Source organism: Pseudovibrio sp. WM33, from assembly GCF_001623165.1.
Taxonomy (GTDB): Bacteria; Pseudomonadota; Alphaproteobacteria; order Rhizobiales; family Stappiaceae; genus Pseudovibrio.
The window spans coordinates 24,011-46,651 of sequence record NZ_LMCK01000090.1; the positions used below are offsets into that span (position 1 = coordinate 24,011).

Below are 22,641 nucleotides of genomic sequence, written 5' to 3' on the forward strand. Positions count from 1 at the left end.
AATAGCCTCAGCGCCGTTGTAATCGTTCTTCTGACCTTTGACGAAAGGCTTGGTGTATTTGGCGGCGATGATACGGGGATCGAACCCCAGTTTGCGCAATGTTCGGCTAACAAAATGCGCACTCATGCACGCTTCCATGCCCACAATACAGCGCGGCAACTTCTCGAACGTAGCCACGAGGGACAGACGCCTGATCTTTTTCCGAAAAGCGTAGCTACCATCGTCATTGAACCCAACGATGTGTAATGTATCTTTGCCAATGTCGATGCCGACGGAAAGAAGTTCTGTGGTCATGGGACTGCTCCGGTTTCATGAGAACAGGATCACTATAGAGCCTGCGCCTTAGGGGAGCAGGCGGTCCATACCATTACCGGCCATTCGAGCAGTTCTAGCTGAGGTTGAGACATCCCCAGCCGAAGGCTTCTAAAATAAACATGTTCACGAACAAGAATTGCTCAACTGACCATTTGCAGGTTAGATAGACAGTGCTTTGTGCTCTTACCTCCTCTGATTACAAGCCATTTTGCAGTTTTTTCAGCAACTCTTCCGCAGCAGTTTCATTCCCGACAGCATGCGCCTTAAGCTCACCTGAGCAAAATGCTGAAAACCTGCTCAGATGATGGATAGATTCTGCAAACTGGCGTGGCACAATGACTTGGTAAGCGCTTGTTGAACCCGACCTGCCGATACTCGCTTTGCTGGTCTATCATGCGTGTAGTTTTAACTGCATGGATAATGATGATGACAGAAAGCCAAGGACGGCGTTGGAGTGATGAGGACAAGCGCTTACAAACTTGAGAACGTTCATGCTCTTTAATCCCTACCGATATTGGCGAGACCTTAGACAAAAAAGCTGCCTCTCGGCAGCTTTACTCTAAGTTTGGTTTTTCTTTGCACTCACTCATAGTTCCCCTGACAACCAAGCATTCATTGGCTTGTGGAGCCAGTTGTCAGGGAAGTACAGATACTAAGCAAACTGGAAATCATCCACATGAAGATCAGACTTCAACACATTTTGTAAGGTGATGACATTCTCTTCATCCAACTCAATTTCTGTGTTTCGTCCATTTTGAGTCGCTGCGGCGAGCACTGCATCTAGATCTGCAAACACATCAACATCAAACTTGATTATGTCTTCTGATCCTTCACCTGCTTCAAAGTCGGTGATTACATCCTTCCCAAAGGACGAGCCGCTAAAGACAAATGTGTCATTTCCGGACCCTCCACTCAGAAAGTCATCGCCAGCCCCACCATTCAGTGTGTCATTGCCACCATAGGCTTTCAGTAAGTCATCGTCGGCTTTTGCATCTATGGCATCATCACCATCAGCAGTGTAAAACTCCTCGCCTTCAGCGCTTCCTTGCATATCATAGGATGCATTTAGCCCGAGCTCGTTTGCTTCACTAATGACATCAGACCATTTTTGAGCAAGTTCACTTGTTGGAATTTCAGTAATTAGTTTATCAATCGCCTCTCTGTGTTCGAGGTAATTTTGATAGTCCTCTGCCACTTGAAGCTTATCCAAGGCATCTGTAACGATTGACGAGTTGCTCGGAAGGTTAGATGGGAACTGTTCCGGCCATCCATAGAGCTCCCTGAGTTCCTCAAATGTTTCAAACTCAGCATCTCGATGGAAAGGATTGCTCAAAACGAACGCGATTGGGTCAAGTAGATTTTCTTCAAAATACCCCCAAGCACCCATATCATAAAGTGTTTCACGAATTTCGATGAGCTCATCTCGATAACTATCGGAAGATTCTTTGATTTCCCAGAAGGGCTCTTCGCCTACCGGAGACTCACCAATAAACTCCTCAAAGTTCAGCCCATGCATGTAAATGAACTCTGCTTTTTGCAGTGTGACTTGACCTGCGAAGTTTGACTTCTCCAACGCCCTGATTATTGAAGCCTTACCTTCGAACTGTTCACTTACTTTCTCAATTAAACGAAACAATCCATTCGGATCTGAAACCGCTGAGTTGAGGATCGATTTCACGGTACTGTTAGACTTTACGGTTTCACCAGGCGAAGTTAGTTCAATGCGAGAGCCATCAGCAAACTGCAAAGTTTCAATACGGGTGTTATCGTTCTGCCAGCCTTTGATCCGAACAACATCTGAAAGCTGATCTAACGGAGCATCAGCTTGGTTTTCGTCTTTCACGTAGACTAGAAGGTCTGCTCCATCAGTACGCAATACAACATCATTCTGGCTAACATCTGACAGGAACAGCATATCCTTGTCACCAGAGCTTTCAGAGATAGTGTCTTTGCCATCACCGCGCTGATAGGTGTAAACATCGTTGCCTGCGCCACCTTCAAGGCGGTCAGAACCTTCTCCACCTGTCAGCACGTCTGTGCTGTCACCGCCTTTAAGCGTGTCGTCGCCTTTACCGCCAACAAGCGTATCGATGCCATCTCCACCTTCCAGTGTGTCATTGCCATCACGGCCCTGTAGAACGTCGTTGCCATTGCCACCACGCAAGGTGTCATTTCCAGCATGACCTTCAATCCAGTCGCGCAGTGAAGAACCTGAGACTGTCTGTGTGCCCGTTGCCTGCAGGAGGTTACCTTTCAGGTCTGTCAGCGAGAACGTTAGTCCAGAGGCAAAGGTCAGCGCTTCAACCGCCTTGTTTGTGTCTCTCCAGTTCTTAATGCGAATGGTATCAGTGACATCGGTCAGTGGGATCGCATGATTGTCTTGCGGCAACACATAGATCACCAGATCATTGCCGTCTTGGACAAGGCTGAGATCTTCAAGATCGATGTTAAAGCCAAAGGATATTGAATCTGCTGCGCCTGAAGTATCTTCGACAACATCTTGGCCGTCGCCGCGGCTGAAGAAGTAGGTATCGTCTCCTGAGCCGCCATATAGCTTATCAGAACCAGTCCCTCCGCTTAGCTCATCATTATCGCCATCTCCATGCAGCTCATCATTTCCAGACGAGCCAAAGAGAGCGTCTTCTCCCTCACCACCATAGAGTGTATCAGAGCCTTCGCCTCCTTGAAGGGAGTCATCACCACCATGGCCACGCAAAGTGTCATTGCCAATGCCACCGGACAAGATGTCATCGCCAGCACCACCACTGACTGTGTCATTGCCATCATTGCCAAAAATAGCGACTGTCTCAGTTGCTCCTGAAGCGGTGATAGTATCATCACCCTTGCCAGCATGGAGTGCTTCAACTCCATGACTTTTCAAGTCAAATGTGAGTGCAACTTCACCTGTATAATTGGCAGTATCAAATCCATTTCCACCAAGTACGACAGTATCATGCTCATCAAAGAAGAGGGTATCAGCCCCATCACCTCCCCGAAGCTCATCTGCTCCGCTACCACCGGAGATCAGGTCATCCTGATTACCGCCAGTCAAAACGTCATCTCCACCAAGACCAGAGATCTGAACCGCGGTATCATAGCCAGAGGCATCCAGGCGGTTGCTGCGCTCATCGCCGGTAGCTCCACCCAGTGCATCTGCCATAAGGTTTACATCTGACGAGCCGGAACCAGCCAAAACCCTGTATTCGTAGTTCTCATTGTTTTCAAACTCAATACGGTAACCAGTTACGGTTGCAACCCGACGCCACCCCTCTGCAGTGTAGGATAGTGACATATCGCCAACACCGCCCTCAATCACTTCGCCGTCGCGCGTGTAAGAGGCTAGCCCGAGGACTGAGTTGTCTTCAATGGTGACGTCATTGCTCAAATCAGCATAATCTGTCCCATCATCATATTTGAGATTGATCTGAGTGATACCAAGCTGTTCAAGAGACTTAAGTTCACCTGCATCAGTAATACCGTTCTGGTTCAAATCCTGCCAGACATGCAACTCACTCCATACTTCATCTTGAGCATCAAGCACGCCATCATTATTCCCGCCTCGACTTTCCCATTCATCGAAAGTAGCGAGGGCCTGAAGGTCTGTGGCACCATCCCAATCAAGCCACTTACTCAGCACAAGTTCGTTGGTCTGATCAATTTTGCCATCACCGGCACCGCGGGTGCCATCCGCATTCAAATCAAGTACCAGGAACCCATCATCCACATCTGCCCAAGCTGTTTGCTCCAGATAGCCATCGCCATCCATGTCAAAATTCACTTCAGCGCTGTCACTGACTTCAATGCCGTCTCCGTCCAGATCAATGATCACCGGTTTGCTGTTATCATCTCCCTTTCCATCGTTAGTGTCATTGTCACCAAAGATGGAACCAACGAAGTCACTGATCCCCTGACCAACCTTGCTGATGCCCTCCATGAAGGAGCTGCCGATCTCGCTTACAACCTCAGCAGCTGTCCTTCCAATTTCTCTGAAAGCGTTGCCGATCCCTTTGCCAATTTCTGCAATGCCACCAAAAATGTCACCCTCGCCGAAGCGACCGATACCTTTACTGATCCCAGTCCCGATAGCGCTGACAGCTCGCGTAGCTCCATCCAGGATCTCACCTGCAACATGGAACGGACTAGTGACAATATCACCGATGCCGTCACCTAGCGTGCCGAGCTGATCAAAGAATTTTTCATCGATCGTGTTTCCAACTTGCCCAAGGAAGCCAGATTGGTTGTGAACACGCACTCCGCCAGCAATATAAGTATGCAAACCTTCAACCTCGAAGTTGTAGGTTTTCCAGCCTTCTGGCACTTCTTCATCTAAAACACATTGTCCATCGGCATAAATGGTGCGCTTAGAACTGCGTTCGAACAGATCAGCGGTGTCAGCATCAAAGCGCAATAACTCAGAAGTAACTTCAACGACACTTCCACTTTGATCAATCACACGAGCTGAGCCGTTGCCATCATCAACAAGCTCACCAATCTTGGTAAAGCCACCTGTTTCGTCCAGGAACGCATGGCCAGGTGTTACAATCAAAGGTTCACGGCCATCGGCAAAACTCAGACGCAAGAACTCTTGGGTGACGTTTTGGTATAGCTTAACAACCGTGCCCGCCTCCAAGGAGCTACGACCAAGTTCAAAACTACCTTTATAGCTCGACACTTCACTGGCTTCAGAAAGGAGCTCGATTGGTTGCGATGAACCATCTGGAAGAGAGATTAGTGTTCCTGCAGCAAAGCATTTGTCATCAAACTCAAACAGTTCTAAGCGATACTCATTCTCGTATTTGAAGTCGACGATCAGGGCTTCAATATCGACTACGCCTTTTGCAATTAAGTCGAGTGAGTCAGCATCAATCACCAACCCCAGGCGCAGTGAGGTGTCTAATCCAACAACGACGCCGAATGCGCCACCTTTCACGGCACCAGCAATCTTCGCCCCACCAAAGCCTTCTGCGCTGATTACTTCTCTTTTTTGACTGTCCCAGACGACCTTAAAGTCGCCTCCGCCACCGAAGGCAGAACCGCCGCCCTTTACTGTAACAACCTCTGTCTTAGGATTGTGTGAGACTTCGAAGTTGATGCTACCAAGGCCTGTTCCATAATTAGCAGCGAACTGCTTTACATCCTGGTCAGGAGCCTGATCAGCCGCGACATCTTGAACAGCACTAATAAGCTTGGATTTTGAGACTTCCAGCTTAACATCATTGCTAGTAAATCCAATAAAGCTATTAGATGTCACCTTGAACCCATTTCGAGTGGGCGTATACTCAGCCATTGAAGTTACTTCCTTGTAATACTTTTATAAAAGCCAACAAAAACAACAATATAAACAGGCATCAACAACACGTAACCGACGATGATCTTATAGATCGCACTCCAATACAGATCAGATATCAATTGTGAAGGCGCTAGTGCTACGGTCATGCAGATCAGCAAGCCAACCCACGATTTGAAACTGTTGTTTGAGCACCACTCGATAGCGTTCAAAAATTTGCTCTTTAGATTGCTCATTGTCTCTCCACTCGCTTGTTACGAATGCTCTCTTTTTTCTTGATTTCAGATGCTCAAAGAAGCCTTGCATAGCTCCCTCCGATCAAACCAAACCCAGCTCTTTTTGCTAATTTGTGTAATCGTGGCAGCTCTACATCTGATGTCGCATGCAGAAGGAGCTCACGTGCGTTCCGAGCATTTGCCCACTGCTTTGCACCACTCAGAAGGCCGAGCGCTGCACGACCACCACTGAGGGAAGCACGTACTTCTTTGAGCACATTGATGTTGTGAATGGTGGCGAGAAGGATCCCCTCACCGATATGATACTCACCCACACTGCAAAAGAGCAGGCCAACCGGCTGCTCGGCTTTTAGTGCCAACATCACTGCATGTCTTGTGGGATCCTTGATCGCATTTTCTGCGATCTTCTGCGTCTTCGCTTCTGAAAACGGAATATAGCCAAGGCGACTTTCTTCATGCGCGCACCGCGCTAGTTCTATAACAGCAGGGATATCCTGCTTACTTTCTACCAACCGAAACGAGTATAATTTTCTTGCTTCAGCAGGTCCTCGATCTTCATCTCTTTTCATGATGGGATCAGGCATGGTCACCGTCTGTGTTAATTCATCATATTTCCGGATAACCCAGATATTATGCGACTTACACAGGGCGCACCCATTTTAATATGAGTTTTGCACTCATATTAAAATGGGTGATTAGCTCAAATTGTGTCTATCAGTTCAATCTTCCTAATAGTTGCAGCAATCATTCCAACGCTAAATCATGTAAACGAGGTCTTCACCAACTGCAGGGATCTTCCGCCCTAACCCCCATTTCATGGTGAGCATTCGGTGAGGCCGGCCTGGAAAGCGTAGGCTGCCCCTGTTACGCTGCTTTCTCAGCGTAACACCACGGCATGAGGTCGTTGAGGCGGGTGATCTTGTGATCTGCGATTTGTGTCAATACCCACGGGAGTCTGGCTTGGGGATCTGCGCTGTTGAGCTTGGCGGTTTCGATTAGGGTATAGGCGATTGCCGCAGCTTTACCGCCGCCTTATTGAAGTTTCCGAGTGGCAGCTAGTGGTCTTAGGCAATAATAGCTACCTTTCGGTTGCCGGAATTTTCGCGCTGCATCGAAAGCCCGCTTAGTCCGCGAGACTATACGTGTACCTTTATAATGAGGTATCTGCTGCCTTCATCAGTCAGTCAGATGGACAACACTTGAAGTTGAAGGCAAGTCCAAACTCAGGATGTTTAAAGGTAGTGCGAATGACCGCAATTGGTCACACTACGACATACGGTGTTCGCGAATATTCAAGCCAATACCTCCACATTCATGCTGTCAGTTCTTACCCCCCTCCTTTCAACCCCGCCTCAATCCTCTCCCCAACCGTCTCTGACAACACCCGTATAGGATGTGCATCGTGGTTCACATAGCGGTTGGTGATGGTCACGTTGCGATGGCGTAGAAGGTGGCTGATGAGGAAAGCGTTGCTTCCCGATTGCGCGGCGAAGGTGCCAACCGTATGGCGCAGATCGTGGATGCGCACATCTGGGATGTCGGCATGATGGCGCACGCGTTGCCATGCGTTCTCCACCAGCTCCTTGGTAATATGCCGAGTGGGATCATTGATGCGGGCAAGCACATAAGGCGAGCCATCCAAGCGCGGTATATCGGAGAGGATGTCGAGCACATTCCCACTGATCGGATGAGGCTTGCGGCCATCCCCTTTTTTTGAAGGCAAGGCAATAGCCCCTTCTTCAAAGTCTACATGCTTCCATTCAAGAGAAGCGATCTCCATTAGCCGAGCCCCCGTATAGAGCAGCAATTTGAGACAATAAAGCGCCATGGGGTTCACAGGTGTCCGGCGCTTTTCAATATCGTGGCGCAAGTGCTTGCGGTTCTCTGGGCTAGCCTTGATGATCCATGGAAGCCCCTCTTTCTCTGCAAGCTCCAGCGTCTTACCCAAGCGCTGTAACTCATCACCAGATAAGAACCGGTCGCGCTCATTCTCCTTGTAACGCTTCACCAATCGCACCGGATTGCTGTGCTCAGGCCTCAAGCCCCATATTTCAGCCAGATTGAACGCTTTGGAGATGATTGCCAGCACATGGTTTGCTTGTCGCGGAGTTCTGCGCATGGAGCGATGTAGTTTGGAGATATCCTGCCGTGTAACTGAAGCCAGTTTCGCTTTGCCTAGAGGCTTACGCACACACCGTTCAAGAATGCGCCGTATCTCAACAGCCGACTTTGGTTTGTTGTGCACCTCAACATGTTCGCTCAGATACATATCCAGTAAATCGTCAACCGTCGGTGCATTGCGGATGATCTTGCGGTTAACGGTTGGGTCTTCCCCATTCCGCACCTTGGCCAGAACATCGACTGCCAGTCCTCGTGCCTGATCTGGTGTCAGCTCTCCGTATTTCCCGAGTGTCAGACGGCGGGAGCGCCCTTCTAGTGTGCGATATTGGACAATGAAGGTTTTACGCCCGGTTGGCGCCACCTGCAGCCCAAATCCTGAGAGCTTACCGTCCCAGACGAAGTACTTCTTCGCTGTTGGCTTGGCTGCATCGACCGTCCGTTTCGTGACATTGGGCATCAGACAAAACTCTCCCGCTGACGGCCCATGACAAGAGCCGCCCCACATGCGAAAATAGAAGTTAAAAGTATTCCCCGAATGCTGCTGTTTCTGACGGCCTGACAGCTTGTGACGACCTTTTGGGCTTCTCTAATGGCCCTGTGCAAAACACGGCCTCATCCCCTTACAGATCGCTTGCGCTATGCCTACCGTTTCTTGTCAGCATATTGTAAGCAAATGTACGAGTTTCGCAGCGAAATGCAAGGTAGGCAGGAGCAAATAATTTTCTACAACTCATTGAATCATAGTACTGAATCGTAGTAGAGTGTAAGTGGACGTGAGTTGCAAATTGCAACTTGCGATCAGGGGGGCGCCGGTTCGATCCCTGCTGCCGGCACCACTCTTCTTCTTGATTTATCAAGAGAATTTCAGAGCCTCACTCGAGAGGCTTTTTGCTTTTCTGAAATGAGCTCACCCCTCCTCATCCAGATCAATCGGATCGCTGTCAAACGATAGCCCAGGGACGAGCACGACAGAACCACCCTCTTCATTCCTTGCTGCCAGTGACAGATACAAGGTTCCCATGGATCCCACATCCATGATGGCGAAGAGGTAGGGGGTGTCGGGAGTTCCCATTCCGGTTGGGTGGTCCAGGCGACCTGTTGCGAGGCCAACCAGTGCGGCTCCCCATGCTTTTAGAGTTTCGCGATCGCCGGCAACTTTTTGGACCCAGTTCTCAATGGTCTCAGGCACATCACCGCCATTCGCGATCAGCAAGAGCCAGTCGATTGCAGGCACTTCACCCAGATCTCCAACATGGCCACCAAAACCGATAGCTGGAAAAAGAAGCGGATTCCATTTACTGAATTCCTCAGCAGCATTTTCAGCCTTATCACTGCTGCCTTTCTTCATGGCCTGCAATGCATCTTTTAGGCAACCGTTGAGATCTTTGCTGACGGTTTGTAGCTGCTTACGCAATTGAGCGATTGGGTCTTTCAACCAGTCTTTGTTGAGTTTGTATTCTACAGGGTCTTTCCCCTCGGGAAGAAGCAGCCCCACCAGAAGTCCAAACTCCAGAGTTGCAGCATCCAGCTCATCGGCTCCTATTATTTTTTTCATACCAAACTCCTCACGGTATTTGCGTTAAAACACTTGTGAGGAATGACGAGAGCCTGGCGACTGCGTGAATATCTGGACTTGTAGAACTCAGTAGATGGTTAAGGAATGAGAAACCCATCAGCAAGTTGGCCCCTGATGAAGCCGTTAAAATTCTCATAGAACTTTCGGGCAGGGTTTAGGCATCGACTTACCTCAACTCCAACGGACAACGCTCAATACCTCATTTTATGGCTATATGCTAATTACATATCGCCATAGGCACGACCGCATGCTCCCCCAGAACGAGGAGACCTGTAATGAGCTTAGAGAACCCAAACACTGGTGAAGATGTAAATGCGCTTGAAGGGATTATGAGCACCTATCATTCAGAAATCGCAGACAACACGATTTTGCTGGCAGAGCTGGCCAAACTGAAAGGTTTTCTGGAACACAGTGGCCAACATTCTCTCAAAGAGCGCGTACAGGTCTTTGACCATATTCTGGAAGAACTTCAGGAAAACTCCGGCGATCACCTTCGTATGACGGAAGAGAGCCCTCAACTGGATCACCACGAAGTAGAAGCCAACCGGCATCTGGATGAACAGGAAACCTTAAGAGACGCACTGAACAGGTTCGGCTCCCGCTACCTAAACTGACTTCCAACGCAAAGCACTCAAAAGCATCGCCAATTAAGGAGTGCTGCGTACGCCCCAGCACGTAGCACGGCAGTCTTGACGGCAAAGTCGGCAGCCTCTGTGCTTATGGCGATGTAAATATTCTCACTCCAGACCTTGGCACATCCAAGCTGGCACAGGGCAACTGCGGTCACACAGTCATCGCAGACTTTGAGAAGTTCGAAGGCGAATTGCCAGAAGTCAAAGTCTTCACCGCTCCAAAGAACGGATAAATCAGGAACCAAATCAACATCGAAAAGGGTTGCCACGCGCAGCCCTTTTTTTTGCACAATCCCAGCATTTTAGTCGATATTTAGGGCCGTCTATCAACTTTCAATAACTGCCATCACATAGCATTCAGGCTAGAAAACACGAGTATGCTAGAACCATCTATGAAATAGTCTTGCGGGGAAATGATGACAGAAAAACAGCAGAATACATCGGCCCATACCAAGGAAAAAATGGCGCGGCGCTATGACGACGATCATGAGCACAAGCATGATAAAGATCGACAAGAGTATGAGCGCGGCCAGAAAAGCCATCCGGAAACCCAACATGGTGGAGATCCGGAGGGCCACAAACACCCACACAAGCATCGCCCTGGGAAAAGTCATTCGGACGACGGCCACCACCATGCAAAAATGCATGACCATAAAGAGCACACCAGAGAGCATCATAAGAAAGACGAGCATTGATCTCTGGCTATAGATTCTCACAAAAACACCCCGACCATTTCTGATCGGGGTGTTTTTTATTCTCAGATTGTCAGCTGTATCAGCTACCCAGCAGCCCGTTCAGTATCTCCCAGGCACCGGCCAACGGAGCCATAAACCGCGTGGCCAAGGTCAAAAAATTCAACCAAACTAATACAACAAAGTAGTTCAGCCATCCACCAAGCATCACCCAGACAACCGCCAGCGGAGCGACGATCCGCATGATCCATGTGAAGGCGCCCATCCACTTGAAGGTCAAAGATCCGTCGTTGCTCAACTCTTTGCCCATCTTCTCAAGCACAACCCAACCAGCAAACAGCGAGGTCAGAATACCACCGATTGGCAGGGTGTAGTTGTCAACCGCATAGACCATCAGGTCGAAGAAGTTCATGCCGAACAGCTTGTACTCGCCCCAGACACCCAGAGCCAGTGAACATGGCACGCCGATCAGGAAGATCACAATGCCCACCACAATAGCAGACCACTTGCGCTCAATGCCGTATTCCTCTGCAAAGTAAGCCACCGGAATAGCCAACAAAGAGATGGAAGAGGTCAACGCTGCAATCAGCAACATAGCGAAGAAGATGATCTGAAACAGATAACCACCAATCATCTCGCCAAACACAGCTGGCAGAGTGATGAAGGTGAGGCCCGGACCTGCACCTGGATCCATGCCGAAAGCAAACACAGCTGGCAGAACCAGCAGGCCGCCCAGCACACCAACCAGCGCTGCTAAGAACACCACCCAGCAAGACGCATTCGGAATGTCTGCATCCTTATCCAGATAGGAACCATAGGTGATCATCGCGCCCATACCCAGCGACAGACTGAAGAACGCCTGACCAAGAGCTGCACGCAGCATCTCGCCATTCACCTGCGACCAGTCAGGGACGAGGAAGAACTCAATACCTTCCCAGGCACCTGGCAGGGTCACACTGCGCACCACCAGAACCATCAGGAGGATGAACAGCAATGGCATCAGGACTTTAACGGAACGCTCAATACCCTGGGCCACACCTGCGATCACAATCCCCATGGTCAACACCATGAACACACCGTGATAGAAGATTGGCTCCCATACAGCAGAGACCAATCCGCCAAACTGGGCTTCCAGAAGCTCAGGCTGCGCAGATTCAATGGTGCCAGCGATACTCTTCACCAGATACGCGATCGTCCAGCCGCCAACAACGGAGTAGAAGGATAGGATCAGGAACCCCGTGATCACCCCAATCACACCCGTAACTGACCACAAACGACCACCCAGCGCACGGAACGCACCAACGGGATTCATCTTCGCTGAACGACCAATGGCAATCTCTGCCATGATCAGTGCTGCGCCGATCGTCGCCATGATGACAAGATAGACCACCAAAAAGGCGCCACCGCCCTGTGTGCCTGCCAGGTACGGGAATTTCCAGATGTTACCAAGACCGACCGCAGACCCTGCAGCAGCCATAATGAAGCCGAAGCGGCTTCCCCATTGCTCACGTTTCATTTTTTGTTATTGCCGATCAACATGTGATGGTTTGTTTCAATCAAGCGCAAAAGCTTGAAATGAATTCGTTGTTCCAGCTCTTTTGATGAAATCTTTAGCCTTGTTGACCTGACAGATTGTCGCAGGTAATTTCACTTACCTCAAAAAATATAGGTTTTTTACAGCTGCACTTAATGGGCGAATTCAAAATATAGTCACATACACCCATATTCTACCAACAAACAACGAAACCAACCATTAAATACATAAATATTGGCTGATCATACCACTTATTACGTTAACCACGCGACAGCAACGCAACTTCCTGCCACCACATGCAGCCCACAAGTTTTTTCGTCGCAGGCTCGGCTCACGCACCGCACCAACACAGGTCAGACACAAAAAAGCACCGCTCAAACGGTGCTTCTTTCTCTCGTTGGGACGGTGATAAGGCCTTATTCCTGAGGCCAACGTCCCCTTACACTGCGATACCTGGCCTGTTTTTCCTCGTCCAGACATACCATCTCACGCGGCAATCTGGCATTCATGGAATGCACCCAATAGCGCTTCAGCTGCCTCAACATAACCCTGTTCCTTATCAAGACCATCTCGGGTGAAGGGACTATGCCCAACAGGTACATTCTCCTCCCTCTTCCGGCCCAGATTAAGTCAAACTACGGATGACCATAAAACAGCATTAAAAAAGGCCACCAAAACTGGCGGCCTTTTCATTGTTTTTGAGTGAAGCTTTATGCTCCGAAGATGGAATGGACCATCACCCAGATGATCGCAAGCGGTGCAACCACACGGCACATCCACTTCCATGCTGTCAGATAGGCAAACGGACGCTCACCGTTATTGGTCACTTCCGCAGCAAACTTGTCATAGCTCACCCAACCAGCAACCAGACAGGTCGCAATCGCGCCAAGTGGCAGGAAGTAGTTGTCAGTGAGGTAGCCAAGGAAGTCGAAAATGTTCAGCTCGAAGAACGTGATATCGCCCCACACGCCCAGCGCCAAAGAACTTGGAACACCAAACAGGAAGATCACAATACCAACCCAGATGGTGGCCGCCTTACGGCCAACATTGAACTCTTCGCAGATGAACGCAACCACGACCTGCAGCAAGGAGATTGCCGAGGTGATCGCAGCCACAAACAGCAGTACGAAGAAGCAAAGCTGAATGAACATACCGAACGGCAGCTCAGCAAAGATCGCTGGCAGTGTGATGAAGGTCAGTCCTGGGCCTGCAGCCGGATCCATGTTGAACGCAAACACCGCTGGCAGAATAAGGAAGCCAGCCAGAACAGCGACCAGAAGATCAAGACCAACAACCCAAAGGGCTGCGTTTGGAATGCTCTCTTTATTACCCAGATAAGAACCATAGGTGATCAAAGCACCCATACCCAGAGACAACGTAAAGAACGCCTGCCCCAGAGCTGCGGCAACCATGTCCGCATTCAAATGAGACCAGTCAGGAACGAGGAAGTACTCAACACCTGCCATTGCCCCATCAAGGGTCAGAGACCGGATAACCAGCAAAGCCAGCAGAACAAACAAAAGAGGCATCATGATCTTAGATGCCTTTTCAATGCCGCCGGAAATACCGTTGATCACGATCAGCACGCCAATCGCCATAAAGGCAGCGTGATAAATGATCGGCTCAACTGCGTCTGTCACCAGCGCACCAAAGTGTCCCTCAAACTCCGCGCCTGAATAGCCAGAGAAGCCACCGGTGATTGTCTTAACCACGTAGGCGATGGTCCAGCCACCAACAACGGAATAAAACGAGAGAATAAGAAACGCGGTGAGAACCGCCATGAGACCAAAAATTGACCAACCTGCGCCGCCAACACGTTTAAACGCACTGAATGGATTGGCCTGAGCATGACGGCCCAGCGCAATCTCCGCGATCATCACGCACACGCCGATCGCGATCAAAAACGCAACATAGACAACGAGGAACGCCCCGCCGCCTTCCGCGCCAACCAAATATGGAAATTTCCAAATATTACCTAACCCAACCGCTGAACCTGCAGCAGCCAGAATGAAGCCGATACGACTTCCCCAATGCTCTCGTTGCATGTGACCTAAGCCATTCTTGTTGATTTTGCTTAAGTGTATTTTTGAAATCAACTTTCACAAGTTGCCCGATTCTAGCAATATAACGCTAGAGATACACCCATTTCATGCAACAGAGTTTCTCATATATGACCATCAGGTGTCACGATACCTATAAAAGTGTAATACTGATTACTACGCGGCATTTGGTGAGATTAACTCAACAAGATAAGTAGTATTGATTACTTTAGGCATGCAGCAACCAATACTACCAGTGATATATCTTATACTCAATTACACTTGGCGCAAGAGTTCGGCCATAGTGTCGTATTGCAAAGGGACTGGATGTTACTGACGATTGCATCCGCACCAACAGCTTTCGCACTCTGACAAGCACCGTTTGCATTACCCACGGACAACTTGCCATTCGAGACAACGGACAGCGGAAAACTCAGGTTGGTGCGTTGATAAACCAGCGAGTTTTGACCGCATTTGATCATCGGCATAGGTCCGTCTGCACTGCTTCCATCCGCATACAGCACATCACCACGGTTACAATACTGTGTCATGGGTGGAGTGACCTGGTTGGAACTCCCCTGAGCATAGCCTTCAGAGGCAACCATGAAAGGAACGGCCAGTAGAAGGCCGAGACACCAAAAGATACGCATTTTTCTTCCTTCTTGTTTGGTCCCGCCTCTACAAAAACATGGCAGGACATTGATAAGGACGAAACATCCGCACAGATGTGAAAGAAAAGGCTGCTGAGCCAAACCCAGCAGCCTTGTATTATGTATCAATATCGAGCTGGCTTGCCGGTATCACGCAAACCACCACGCAAGACCAGCTTACTCAGTCGGCTCCAGTACAGAGGCTTGTTCCGTCACCGCTTTGCGAGCGGCATCATACTCTGATGACAACCGTGCAACCAGATCGCCAGTGCTGCCGATGGTTTTCACCGCACCAATACCCTGGCCGCAGCCCCAGATCTCTTTCCAGCTCTTCGGCTTTCCCTTGTCAGCACTGTGAAAATCCATAGTCTTCAGATCGCCTTCCGGCAGATTGCTCGGGTCCATTCCTGCCTGCTCAATGGATGGCTTCAGATAGTTGCCATGCACACCAGTAAACAAGTTGGAATAAACGATATCCTCTGCACCGCTATCAACGATCATCTGCTTATAGGCCTGCTGAGCATTTGCTTCCTCAGTCGCAATAAACGCAGACCCGATGTAAGCCAGATCAGCACCCATCACCTGTGATGCAAGAATAGACTTGCCAGTACTGATGCTGCCTGAAAGCAGAAGTGGCCCATCATACCATTCACGGATTTCCTGAATAAGTGCAAACGGCGATGTTGTGCCTGCATGACCACCAGCACCAGCGGCAACAGCAATCAGACCATCAGCACCCTTCGCAACCGCCTTATGCGCATGGGTGTTGGTAATGATGTCATGCAGCACGATGCCGCCGTAAGAATGAACCGCATCAAACACCTCTGGGCGCGCACCAAGAGAGGTAATCACGATTGGCACCTTGTACTTCACGCAAAGCTCAACATCATGCTGCAGACGATCATTGGAGCGATGCACAATCTGGTTCACAGCAAACGGAGCTGACGGTTTGTCAGGATTAGCCGCATCATAAGCTGCCAGCTCTTCCGTAATCTGGATCAGCCACTCTTCCAGCTTTTCCTGCGGGCGAGCATTAAGCGCTGGGAAGGAACCAACAATCCCTGCCTTACACTGTGCAATCACAAGGTCTGGATTGCTGATGATAAACAAAGGACTGCCAACAACTGGCAGGCGCAACTTATTCTTCAAAATATCCAGCAAAGCCATTTCAAACACACTCCCTTACAATTCAATCTGCTGCCTGTTTGATCTCAAAATCAGGCAACATCACCTCTCCGACGCTTCAATCTCTCCTGAATGTCCTGCATCATCTCACCACTCTGGTCATCAACCAGAGCCAGAACATCCCGGGCACTCAATTCTCTGTAGTCTTGCGAAAGCACGCGCACATCACGCACAGGCTCTCCGCTTTGCTTGTCCAGCAATTCCAGTCTCGGTCCGCCTTCACGAGCTTCCCAGCGCTCACTCCATTGGTGCAGCGCAATCATAACTGGATAAAAGTCCATACCCTTCTCGGTGAGCAGATAGACCGTTCCGCGCTTATCCTGCTGGTCTTGCTCCTTCCGCAGCAAACCGGCCTGAACCAGACGCCTTAGTCGGTCTGTCAGCACACTGGTGGAGATCTGCAAATGCCCCTGAAAGTCATCAAAGCGCTTGATGCCCTGAAACTGACATCTCAGGATAAGCAGGATCCATGGATCACCCATTTGCTCGATCGCTTGAGCAACCGCACAGTCAACACCTGCAAAGCTTCGTCGCGCTCCACTCATTCCCGGCTCCGGCACTTTCAATTTAACTTCGTTTAAAGAAGCTATTTCTAGTTGACCTAATGGGCAACCTATCTCTTTGGCCTAGTCCTCAATCGAACCACTGAGTCTTTTTCAAAACCTCTGCACAGCACCAAAATCGCTCTGGGTTGCCGCATTCAGTAGGGTCTCAGCAAACAGCCAATCTGTGTGCGAGCATTTCGCCCCGCCACTTACTAACTTCGCTTAAGAGCTGGTTCATACAGACGGCACACTGGCGGAACTTCTCACAGAGGAAAACAACAATGCATTCACTCATTTCTTTGGTATTCGTGGCAAAGAAATGCAGGTGAATAACGCAAAGATCCTGGAAACAGCCTGAAGCATCAGGCAATTCCAAAACAAAAGGCTTGGGTGCTCACACATCCAAGCCTAACTTTTTAAGCCACTAAAACCCACTTAGAAACGATAGGTGATACCAGCACCAACCAGCCAGGGATTCAACTCAGCTGTGCCCTTCAGCTTGTTACTGCCAACTTTCACGTCAAAGTCTGGCTCAAGGAACAGCTTCTTGACGTCAAGGTTTACACCCCAGTTGTCATCAATCATGTAATCGAAACCAACCTGAAGCGCTGCACCAAATGTGTTTTCAATATCAAGATCATCAACATCGTTGGCATCTTGATTATAGAAAATCGTGTAGTTCACGCCCGCACCGATATAAGGCTTGAAAGCGCCAAAGTTGGTGAAGTGATACTGCAAAGTCAAAGTTGGCGGCAGGATCCATGTGTCTCCCACATCGGTACCAGCAAGAGCACCATCACCATCTACGTTTGCCCACGTCGTTCCCAAAATAAGCTCAGCAGCAATATTTTCAGTGAAGTAATAGGTGATATCCAGCTCGGGCACCACTGTGTTGGAATAGGACAGATCTGAGCCGGAAACACCATTAACGTGCCCGCTATCTTCAGTAATCACACCCAGAGCGCGCACACGGATCTGCCAAGGGCTCTTCTCAGATGCAGCCGCAGCAATGATATCTTCCTGTGGCACAGGCATATCTGCCGCCAGAACCTGACCAGCAGGCACCACCATCGCAGCAGTGACCATAAGGCCCATCACCCTTTTCAAACTCATCTCCACCTCCAGTTGTATAAGCGAGCTTTACACTTATTCCAATTATTGAGAGTGGAGCACATGAGCATTGAGGTGCATCAAACCAGCATTGATAATATAAGTACTATTTATAATAGTAATTTTGCCGGATAAGAAATGTGAAATGTTGATTTCAAATAGACATTTCTTGCAGGAAAACTAGCACAATAGCCGGAACACAACAAGGCTAAGGAAACTCTCATCACTTCATTTCATCATAATAATTGATATGTAGCCCGTACAACAATGCCTCCTACCATCACAATCACCAACTGAAAACACAAAGGCTTCCATCACTCCAACGTTTGTCACTGCGCCCAGAACCCGCTATGAAGTGGAGACTTCGTGTAGGCAGATCCGTAAGGCACACACCTTCCTTGCAACATCTGGCTCTGACCGAAGTCTCTTCAGTTTTAAGTCTAGCGGGTTTTGTGAGTGGGGGAATAAATGGCTGCGCAGTGGTGCATCGGTCTGATGACCGGAACGGTAATGGACGGCAACGTCGACATCGCCATGCTGAAAACCGATGGACAAACCATCGAAGAGTTCGGCCCTTACACACTGGCAAGTTATCCCCCTGAAACCAATCAGCTGATCGCCGAAGCCATGGCCGCCGCTCAGGACTGGAATTTCGCATCCGAGGAACCTGAAATTTTTTCACGAGCGGAGAAAGCACTCAGCGAGGGACAAGCCCACGCAATTTCACATTTCCTTTCAAAAAACTCCATTTCAACGCAAAATATTGCGTTGATCGGTTTTCACGGCCAAACCGTCCTGCACCGCGCACCCAAAGGCGGCCAGAAAGGCGCAACCCGCCAACTCGGTGACGGCCAGATCATCGCTGATATCCTCGATATTCCAGTGATTTACGACTTCAGAACGCAAGATATCGAAGCAGGTGGACAAGGCGCCCCCCTCGCCGCCATCTACCATCAGGCCCTTTTAAGAAGCGCCGGTCTATCCGACAATCCAACGGACACAGCGATTCTGAACCTCGGCGGCGTCGCCAACATCTCATGGTGGGATGGGCATAACACCCTGATTGCCTTCGACACAGGCCCCGCCAACGCGCCCATAAACGACTGGATCAGCTCCCATAATCGTGGCGACATGGACCGCGACGGCCTTATCGCAGCCAGCGGACAAGTGGACGAAGACCGCCTCAAAACGCTGCTGGACCACCCTTACCTCACAGCCCCGTTCCCAAAATCTCTCGACCGCAACAGCTTCACAAAAGACATGGCAACCGGCCTTTCTCTGCAAGACGGCGCAGCAACACTCACTGCATTTTCAGCCAGCGCAGTCGGCAAAGGGTTGGACATGCTACCAAAACGCCCGGCCTGCCTGGTAGCATGCGGTGGAGGACGCAAAAACCCGCAGCTTCTGAAAGAGATCGAAGCACGGGCAAACGTAAAAATCATTCAGGCAGAGGAACTTGGCTGGCGCGGTGATGCAGTGGAGGCCGAATGCTTCGCCTTCCTCGCCGCCAGATGCGATCTCAATTTGCCGATCAGCTTTCCGGGAACCACAGGCGTTCCAACAGCTATGTCAGGTGGCACCAAGGCGCTTCCACACCAACACACCAGCTAAACAGCCGTACCAGAAGTAAAAAGGTGGGAGCCCTTGCCGCCGCGCAAGAGCTCCCACCGACCTCTTGTTTAAAGCTCAAAAGGTCTCAACTTCAAATATCTATAAGAAAAGGTAGGCAGTATATTCTGGTCGCAACATTGTAGATAATTGATATCTTAAAAGAATTTCAACTATCTGCAACACAATCAACATACTCGAAAGTTATTTTAACAAAAACCCCTCCAAACAACCGAAACAACGACTGTTGCAATTCAGTACCTTGATGTTTATTCGAACACAAACAAGTAGTATTGCACAAATACACAACACAATACTTATAGGGTCTATGTATTTTTTACAGTAAAAACGGGCAAGGCATGTGCTAATCCATTGGCAATCCCACGAGAAGCGACATAAAGGCAGTTTGAATTTTCCCAAAGTCATGCTACCTCCTTTTTGAGGGAGGAGCCGTCTTTGAAGAGAAGAACTATCAACCGCATTGCCTTTGCTTCCAGCGATACGCCAGAAGCACTTGCTGCACGCCAAGCTCTTGAAAAGATGTACGGATCTGCCTCGCAAGACGATGCGGACGTCATCGTCGCGCTCGGCGGCGACGGAGTTATGCTCTCTTATCTACATAAGTTTATGAACAAAGGCATGCCGATCTACGGCATGAATCGCGGTTCAGTCGGCTTTCTCATGAACGAGTACAAAACCGACGGTTTGATCGAACGCCTTGAAAAAGCAGAGATAACGCCTCTCCATCCACTCAACATTGAAGCTGTCGACAAAGACGGAAACGAGTTCACCGCCCGCGCAATCAATGAAGTGTCTTTCCTGCGCAAATCCCATCAGGCTGCGAAACTTCGCATCTCCGTTGATGGACGCGTCCGCATGGAAGAGCTGGCATGCGATGGTATCATTATCTCTACTCCCCAGGGCAGCACAGCTTATAACCTGTCAGCTCATGGCCCAATCCTGCCGATTGACGCTCCCCTGATGGCACTTACACCCATCAGTGCCTTCCGCCCAAGGCGCTGGCGCGGTGCCCTGCTCTCCACGCAGAATACCGTTAAAATTGAAGTGCTTGAGGCAGATAAGCGCCCGGTCAACGCAGCAGCTGATCACCGTGAGTTCCGAAATGTTATCAGCACGACAATCTATCAGGATGCAACAGCTCAAAGCTGCATCATGTTTGATAATGAACACAGCTGGGACGAACGTATCCTCTCTGAGATGTTTAAGTACTAAGACACAACCTGTTGATGCTGTGGCCACAGCTAAATATGCTACAAGAAGCAACTTCGGATTGGAATTGCTCGTAAAATAGTTAGATATTATTTCGAATTCGAAATATAATCGTGCCTACAGCAATGCAGGCTCAGGAATTACGCAGGACAATGGCTTCTTTAAATGGTTCAGATAAATCTTCTCAGGAACGCATCCGCGTTCCAAACGACCTTTCCAAAAAAGTCCGGAAGATGTCGACCATTGAAGCTGCCAAATTCGATCCAGTCAAAGCAGCTGAAGAAGCCATCGAGAAACTTTCTGACAAGTTCGAAAGTTGGATGGGGTCGGAAGTTGATTGCCTGAAAGAAACCCATCAGGCAGCACAAAGCGCTGATTTTACAGAGGAAACCTACGACGCATTATTCCGCTGCGCCCACGACATCAAAGGCCAGGCGGAAACTCTGGGCTTCCCACTGATTGGCCGTGTTGCAAACAACCTGACACTGCTGCTCGTCGCAGCCAGAACACAAGAGAGTTTCCCGAAAGAGCTCATCTCTCAGCACGTAAGCGCAATCAATGCAATGATTTCTGAAGATGCTCGCGATGATACCAATCGGCTTGGTGTCGCGCTTGTGACAAGGCTGGAAGAAGCAAGCGCACCGCTCACGGAACTCGTCGACAGCTAATCAGGCAATAAGCTGAATACCTTAAGCAACGTCGCCCAGCATTTCAGCAACACGAGTACGTGCACTTGCGCGCGCCGCCTCATTGGAGAGGCGATGCAACAAGTCTTGCAGATCTCCCAGGTCCTCAATACCCAGCTCATCTTCCAGTGCAATCAGATCACCCGCAACAATACGTGACTTAGACCAATGGTCGATCTGCATGTTTTCGACCCGCTGCCAGCTGGCAATGCACTCCTGGAAAAGCGCATGCGTGCGATCAGGCAAGCCAGCAGCTGACAAGACACGGCGCAGCGAAGCACCAAATGGCGTCGCCAATGCGTCAAACACCTGATCCTCATCATAATCAGATAAGCGAGCCAACGAGCTTGTAAGCAGGTTAAAGCAACCGGTTACTGCTGAACGAAGCAAAAGAACGCTTGTCATCTGAGCGGAAACAACCAGATGTTCAACAAGCCCGTGCAGCTCTTTGTCAGAGGCACTCCAGGCCAGTGAAATCGTGGAACGATCCTGCGCATCAGCGACCAGTTGCTCGGGAGCACGCATATTCCTTGCACCAAGCACCTGCGGATGATCACCAAGACCTTCAGTGTAACGCCGCAGCATCATATGTCGGATTTGCAAGGGAACATCATCACGAGACATCAGAGCATCTTTCACGTCCCGGCTTTCACCAAACCGCGCAACAACACGCTCCATGCTATTGGGTGTGATCTCTGCTTTCTCATTTGCAAGCAAAGCAACACAGGCCTCTTCGCAAGCAACTTCACAGATAGCAGCAGACAAACCCACGGTAATTTCAGGCCGGCTGGCGACTGCAACACAACGCTGAGTGGAGCCTGTCGCAACAAGATCCACCAGCTCACCTTCTGGAATAGTCGTCACACCAGAAAGCAAAGGCAGCGCAACTTCATCTTCGTCCACGAGCAAAGCAGAAATGATGTGAGAAGGAACAATCTTTGCAGCGCCAAAGGCTTCTGCAAGGGCGATCCGAACCGTAACATCACGATCATCAAGCAGGAAGGTCAATGCCGCCTCTGCTTCGCTGTACTCAGAGCTTTCAAGTTCAGAGTACAAGAAAGCACGCACCAAAGCACCAGCCGCCTGTGCGCGACTTCCACTTGGCGCATACTGCACCCAATTCAGAAAACTCTTGATAATCATGGCACTCAGAAACCTGTATCCACCAACTATGGGTAGAAATAATTAATCATAA

Annotated in this window: 19 protein-coding genes and 1 pseudogene; 5 read left to right on the plus strand and 15 right to left on the minus strand. The window is 49.6% G+C overall.

The window, feature by feature from the left end; genetic code table 11:
* From PsWM33_RS28465 to PsWM33_RS15505, 7 genes and pseudogenes are all read right to left on the minus strand, one after another.
* Nucleotides 1–294 (minus strand): annotated as a pseudogene (locus PsWM33_RS28465) (IS110 family transposase); the annotation flags it as partial.
* A 673-nt stretch (nt 295–967) separates the two neighbouring features.
* A complete protein-coding gene (locus PsWM33_RS28680; protein ID WP_063300825.1) occupies nt 968–5,602 on the minus strand; it encodes a calcium-binding protein in 4,635 nt (1,544 codons plus the stop codon).
* A gap of 111 nt (nt 5,603–5,713) precedes the next feature.
* Nucleotides 5,714–5,908, minus strand: coding sequence for a hypothetical protein (locus PsWM33_RS15490; RefSeq protein ID WP_063296025.1), 195 nt, complete (start codon nt 5,906–5,908; stop codon nt 5,714–5,716).
* A complete protein-coding gene (locus PsWM33_RS15495) occupies nt 5,892–6,422 on the minus strand; it encodes a hypothetical protein (RefSeq protein WP_063296024.1) in 531 nt (176 codons plus the stop codon). The genes PsWM33_RS15490 and PsWM33_RS15495 overlap by 17 nt, the downstream gene beginning before the upstream one ends.
* A 280-nt stretch (nt 6,423–6,702) precedes the next feature.
* Entirely contained in the window at nt 6,703–6,849 is a 147-nt protein-coding gene (locus tag PsWM33_RS26845) for a transposase domain-containing protein (RefSeq protein WP_208991810.1), read from the minus strand.
* A 316-nt stretch (nt 6,850–7,165) separates the two neighbouring features.
* Complete coding sequence (locus PsWM33_RS15500; protein ID WP_063300826.1) at nt 7,166–8,416, minus strand: tyrosine-type recombinase/integrase; 1,251 nt, start codon at nt 8,414–8,416, stop codon at nt 7,166–7,168.
* Between the two features lie 450 nt (nt 8,417–8,866).
* A complete protein-coding gene (locus tag PsWM33_RS15505; RefSeq protein ID WP_063300827.1) occupies nt 8,867–9,514 on the minus strand; it encodes a hypothetical protein in 648 nt (215 codons plus the stop codon).
* Nucleotides 9,515–9,810: 296 nt separating this feature from the next.
* Between PsWM33_RS15505 and PsWM33_RS15510 the strand changes: the two genes are divergently transcribed.
* A complete protein-coding gene (locus PsWM33_RS15510) occupies nt 9,811–10,149 on the plus strand; it encodes a hypothetical protein (RefSeq protein ID WP_063300828.1) in 339 nt (112 codons plus the stop codon).
* Nucleotides 10,150–10,166: 17 nt separating this feature from the next.
* On the opposite strand, the gene PsWM33_RS15515 is transcribed toward PsWM33_RS15510, so the two are convergent.
* Nucleotides 10,167–10,436: a hypothetical protein gene (locus tag PsWM33_RS15515; RefSeq protein WP_153039847.1), complete on the minus strand. Its 270-nt coding sequence runs from the start codon at nt 10,434–10,436 to the stop codon at nt 10,167–10,169.
* A gap of 147 nt (nt 10,437–10,583) precedes the next feature.
* On the opposite strand from PsWM33_RS15515, the gene PsWM33_RS26850 reads away from it, so the two are divergent.
* Complete coding sequence (locus PsWM33_RS26850) at nt 10,584–10,862, plus strand: hypothetical protein (protein ID WP_082827057.1); 279 nt, start codon at nt 10,584–10,586, stop codon at nt 10,860–10,862.
* A gap of 79 nt (nt 10,863–10,941) precedes the next feature.
* Here the strand turns inward: PsWM33_RS26850 and PsWM33_RS15525 are convergent, their stop codons facing one another.
* The 6 genes from PsWM33_RS15525 to PsWM33_RS15555 all read right to left on the minus strand — a co-directional run bounded on the left by PsWM33_RS15525 (nt 10,942) and on the right by PsWM33_RS15555 (nt 17,925).
* A complete protein-coding gene (locus PsWM33_RS15525) occupies nt 10,942–12,375 on the minus strand; it encodes a sodium-dependent transporter (protein WP_208994581.1) in 1,434 nt (477 codons plus the stop codon).
* 728 nt (nt 12,376–13,103) lie between these two features.
* Nucleotides 13,104–14,438: a sodium-dependent transporter gene (locus tag PsWM33_RS15535; protein WP_063300829.1), complete on the minus strand. Its 1,335-nt coding sequence runs from the start codon at nt 14,436–14,438 to the stop codon at nt 13,104–13,106.
* Between the two features lie 266 nt (nt 14,439–14,704).
* Complete coding sequence (locus PsWM33_RS15540) at nt 14,705–15,082, minus strand: hypothetical protein (protein WP_063300830.1); 378 nt, start codon at nt 15,080–15,082, stop codon at nt 14,705–14,707.
* 177 nt (nt 15,083–15,259) lie between these two features.
* Nucleotides 15,260–16,249: an NAD(P)H-dependent flavin oxidoreductase gene (locus PsWM33_RS15545; protein WP_063300831.1), complete on the minus strand. Its 990-nt coding sequence runs from the start codon at nt 16,247–16,249 to the stop codon at nt 15,260–15,262.
* A 50-nt stretch (nt 16,250–16,299) separates the two neighbouring features.
* Complete coding sequence (locus PsWM33_RS15550; RefSeq protein ID WP_063292704.1) at nt 16,300–16,812, minus strand: winged helix-turn-helix transcriptional regulator; 513 nt, start codon at nt 16,810–16,812, stop codon at nt 16,300–16,302.
* Nucleotides 16,813–17,247: 435 nt separating this feature from the next.
* The gene (locus tag PsWM33_RS15555; protein ID WP_057462502.1) at nt 17,248–17,925 is read right to left on the minus strand and encodes an OmpW/AlkL family protein; all 678 of its coding nucleotides are present in this window, start codon (nt 17,923–17,925) and stop codon (nt 17,248–17,250) included.
* Nucleotides 17,926–18,390: 465 nt separating this feature from the next.
* Here PsWM33_RS15555 and PsWM33_RS15560 point away from each other — a divergent pair, with 465 nt between their 5' ends.
* The 3 genes from PsWM33_RS15560 (at nt 18,391) to PsWM33_RS15570 (ending at nt 21,428) form a co-directional block, all read left to right on the plus strand.
* On the plus strand, nt 18,391–19,533 hold the full coding sequence (locus tag PsWM33_RS15560) for an anhydro-N-acetylmuramic acid kinase (protein WP_063300832.1): 1,143 nt from the start codon (nt 18,391–18,393) through the stop codon (nt 19,531–19,533).
* Between the two features lie 453 nt (nt 19,534–19,986).
* Complete coding sequence (locus tag PsWM33_RS15565) at nt 19,987–20,763, plus strand: NAD kinase (protein ID WP_063297968.1); 777 nt, start codon at nt 19,987–19,989, stop codon at nt 20,761–20,763.
* 149 nt (nt 20,764–20,912) lie between these two features.
* Nucleotides 20,913–21,428, plus strand: a complete 516-nt coding sequence (locus tag PsWM33_RS15570) for an Hpt domain-containing protein (protein ID WP_208994582.1) — start codon at nt 20,913–20,915, stop codon at nt 21,426–21,428.
* Between the two features lie 21 nt (nt 21,429–21,449).
* Here PsWM33_RS15570 and PsWM33_RS15575 read toward each other — a convergent pair whose 3' ends face one another.
* Nucleotides 21,450–22,589, minus strand: a complete 1,140-nt coding sequence (locus PsWM33_RS15575) for a DUF2336 domain-containing protein (RefSeq protein WP_063297970.1) — start codon at nt 22,587–22,589, stop codon at nt 21,450–21,452.
* Nucleotides 22,590–22,641: the final 52 nt, after the last annotated feature.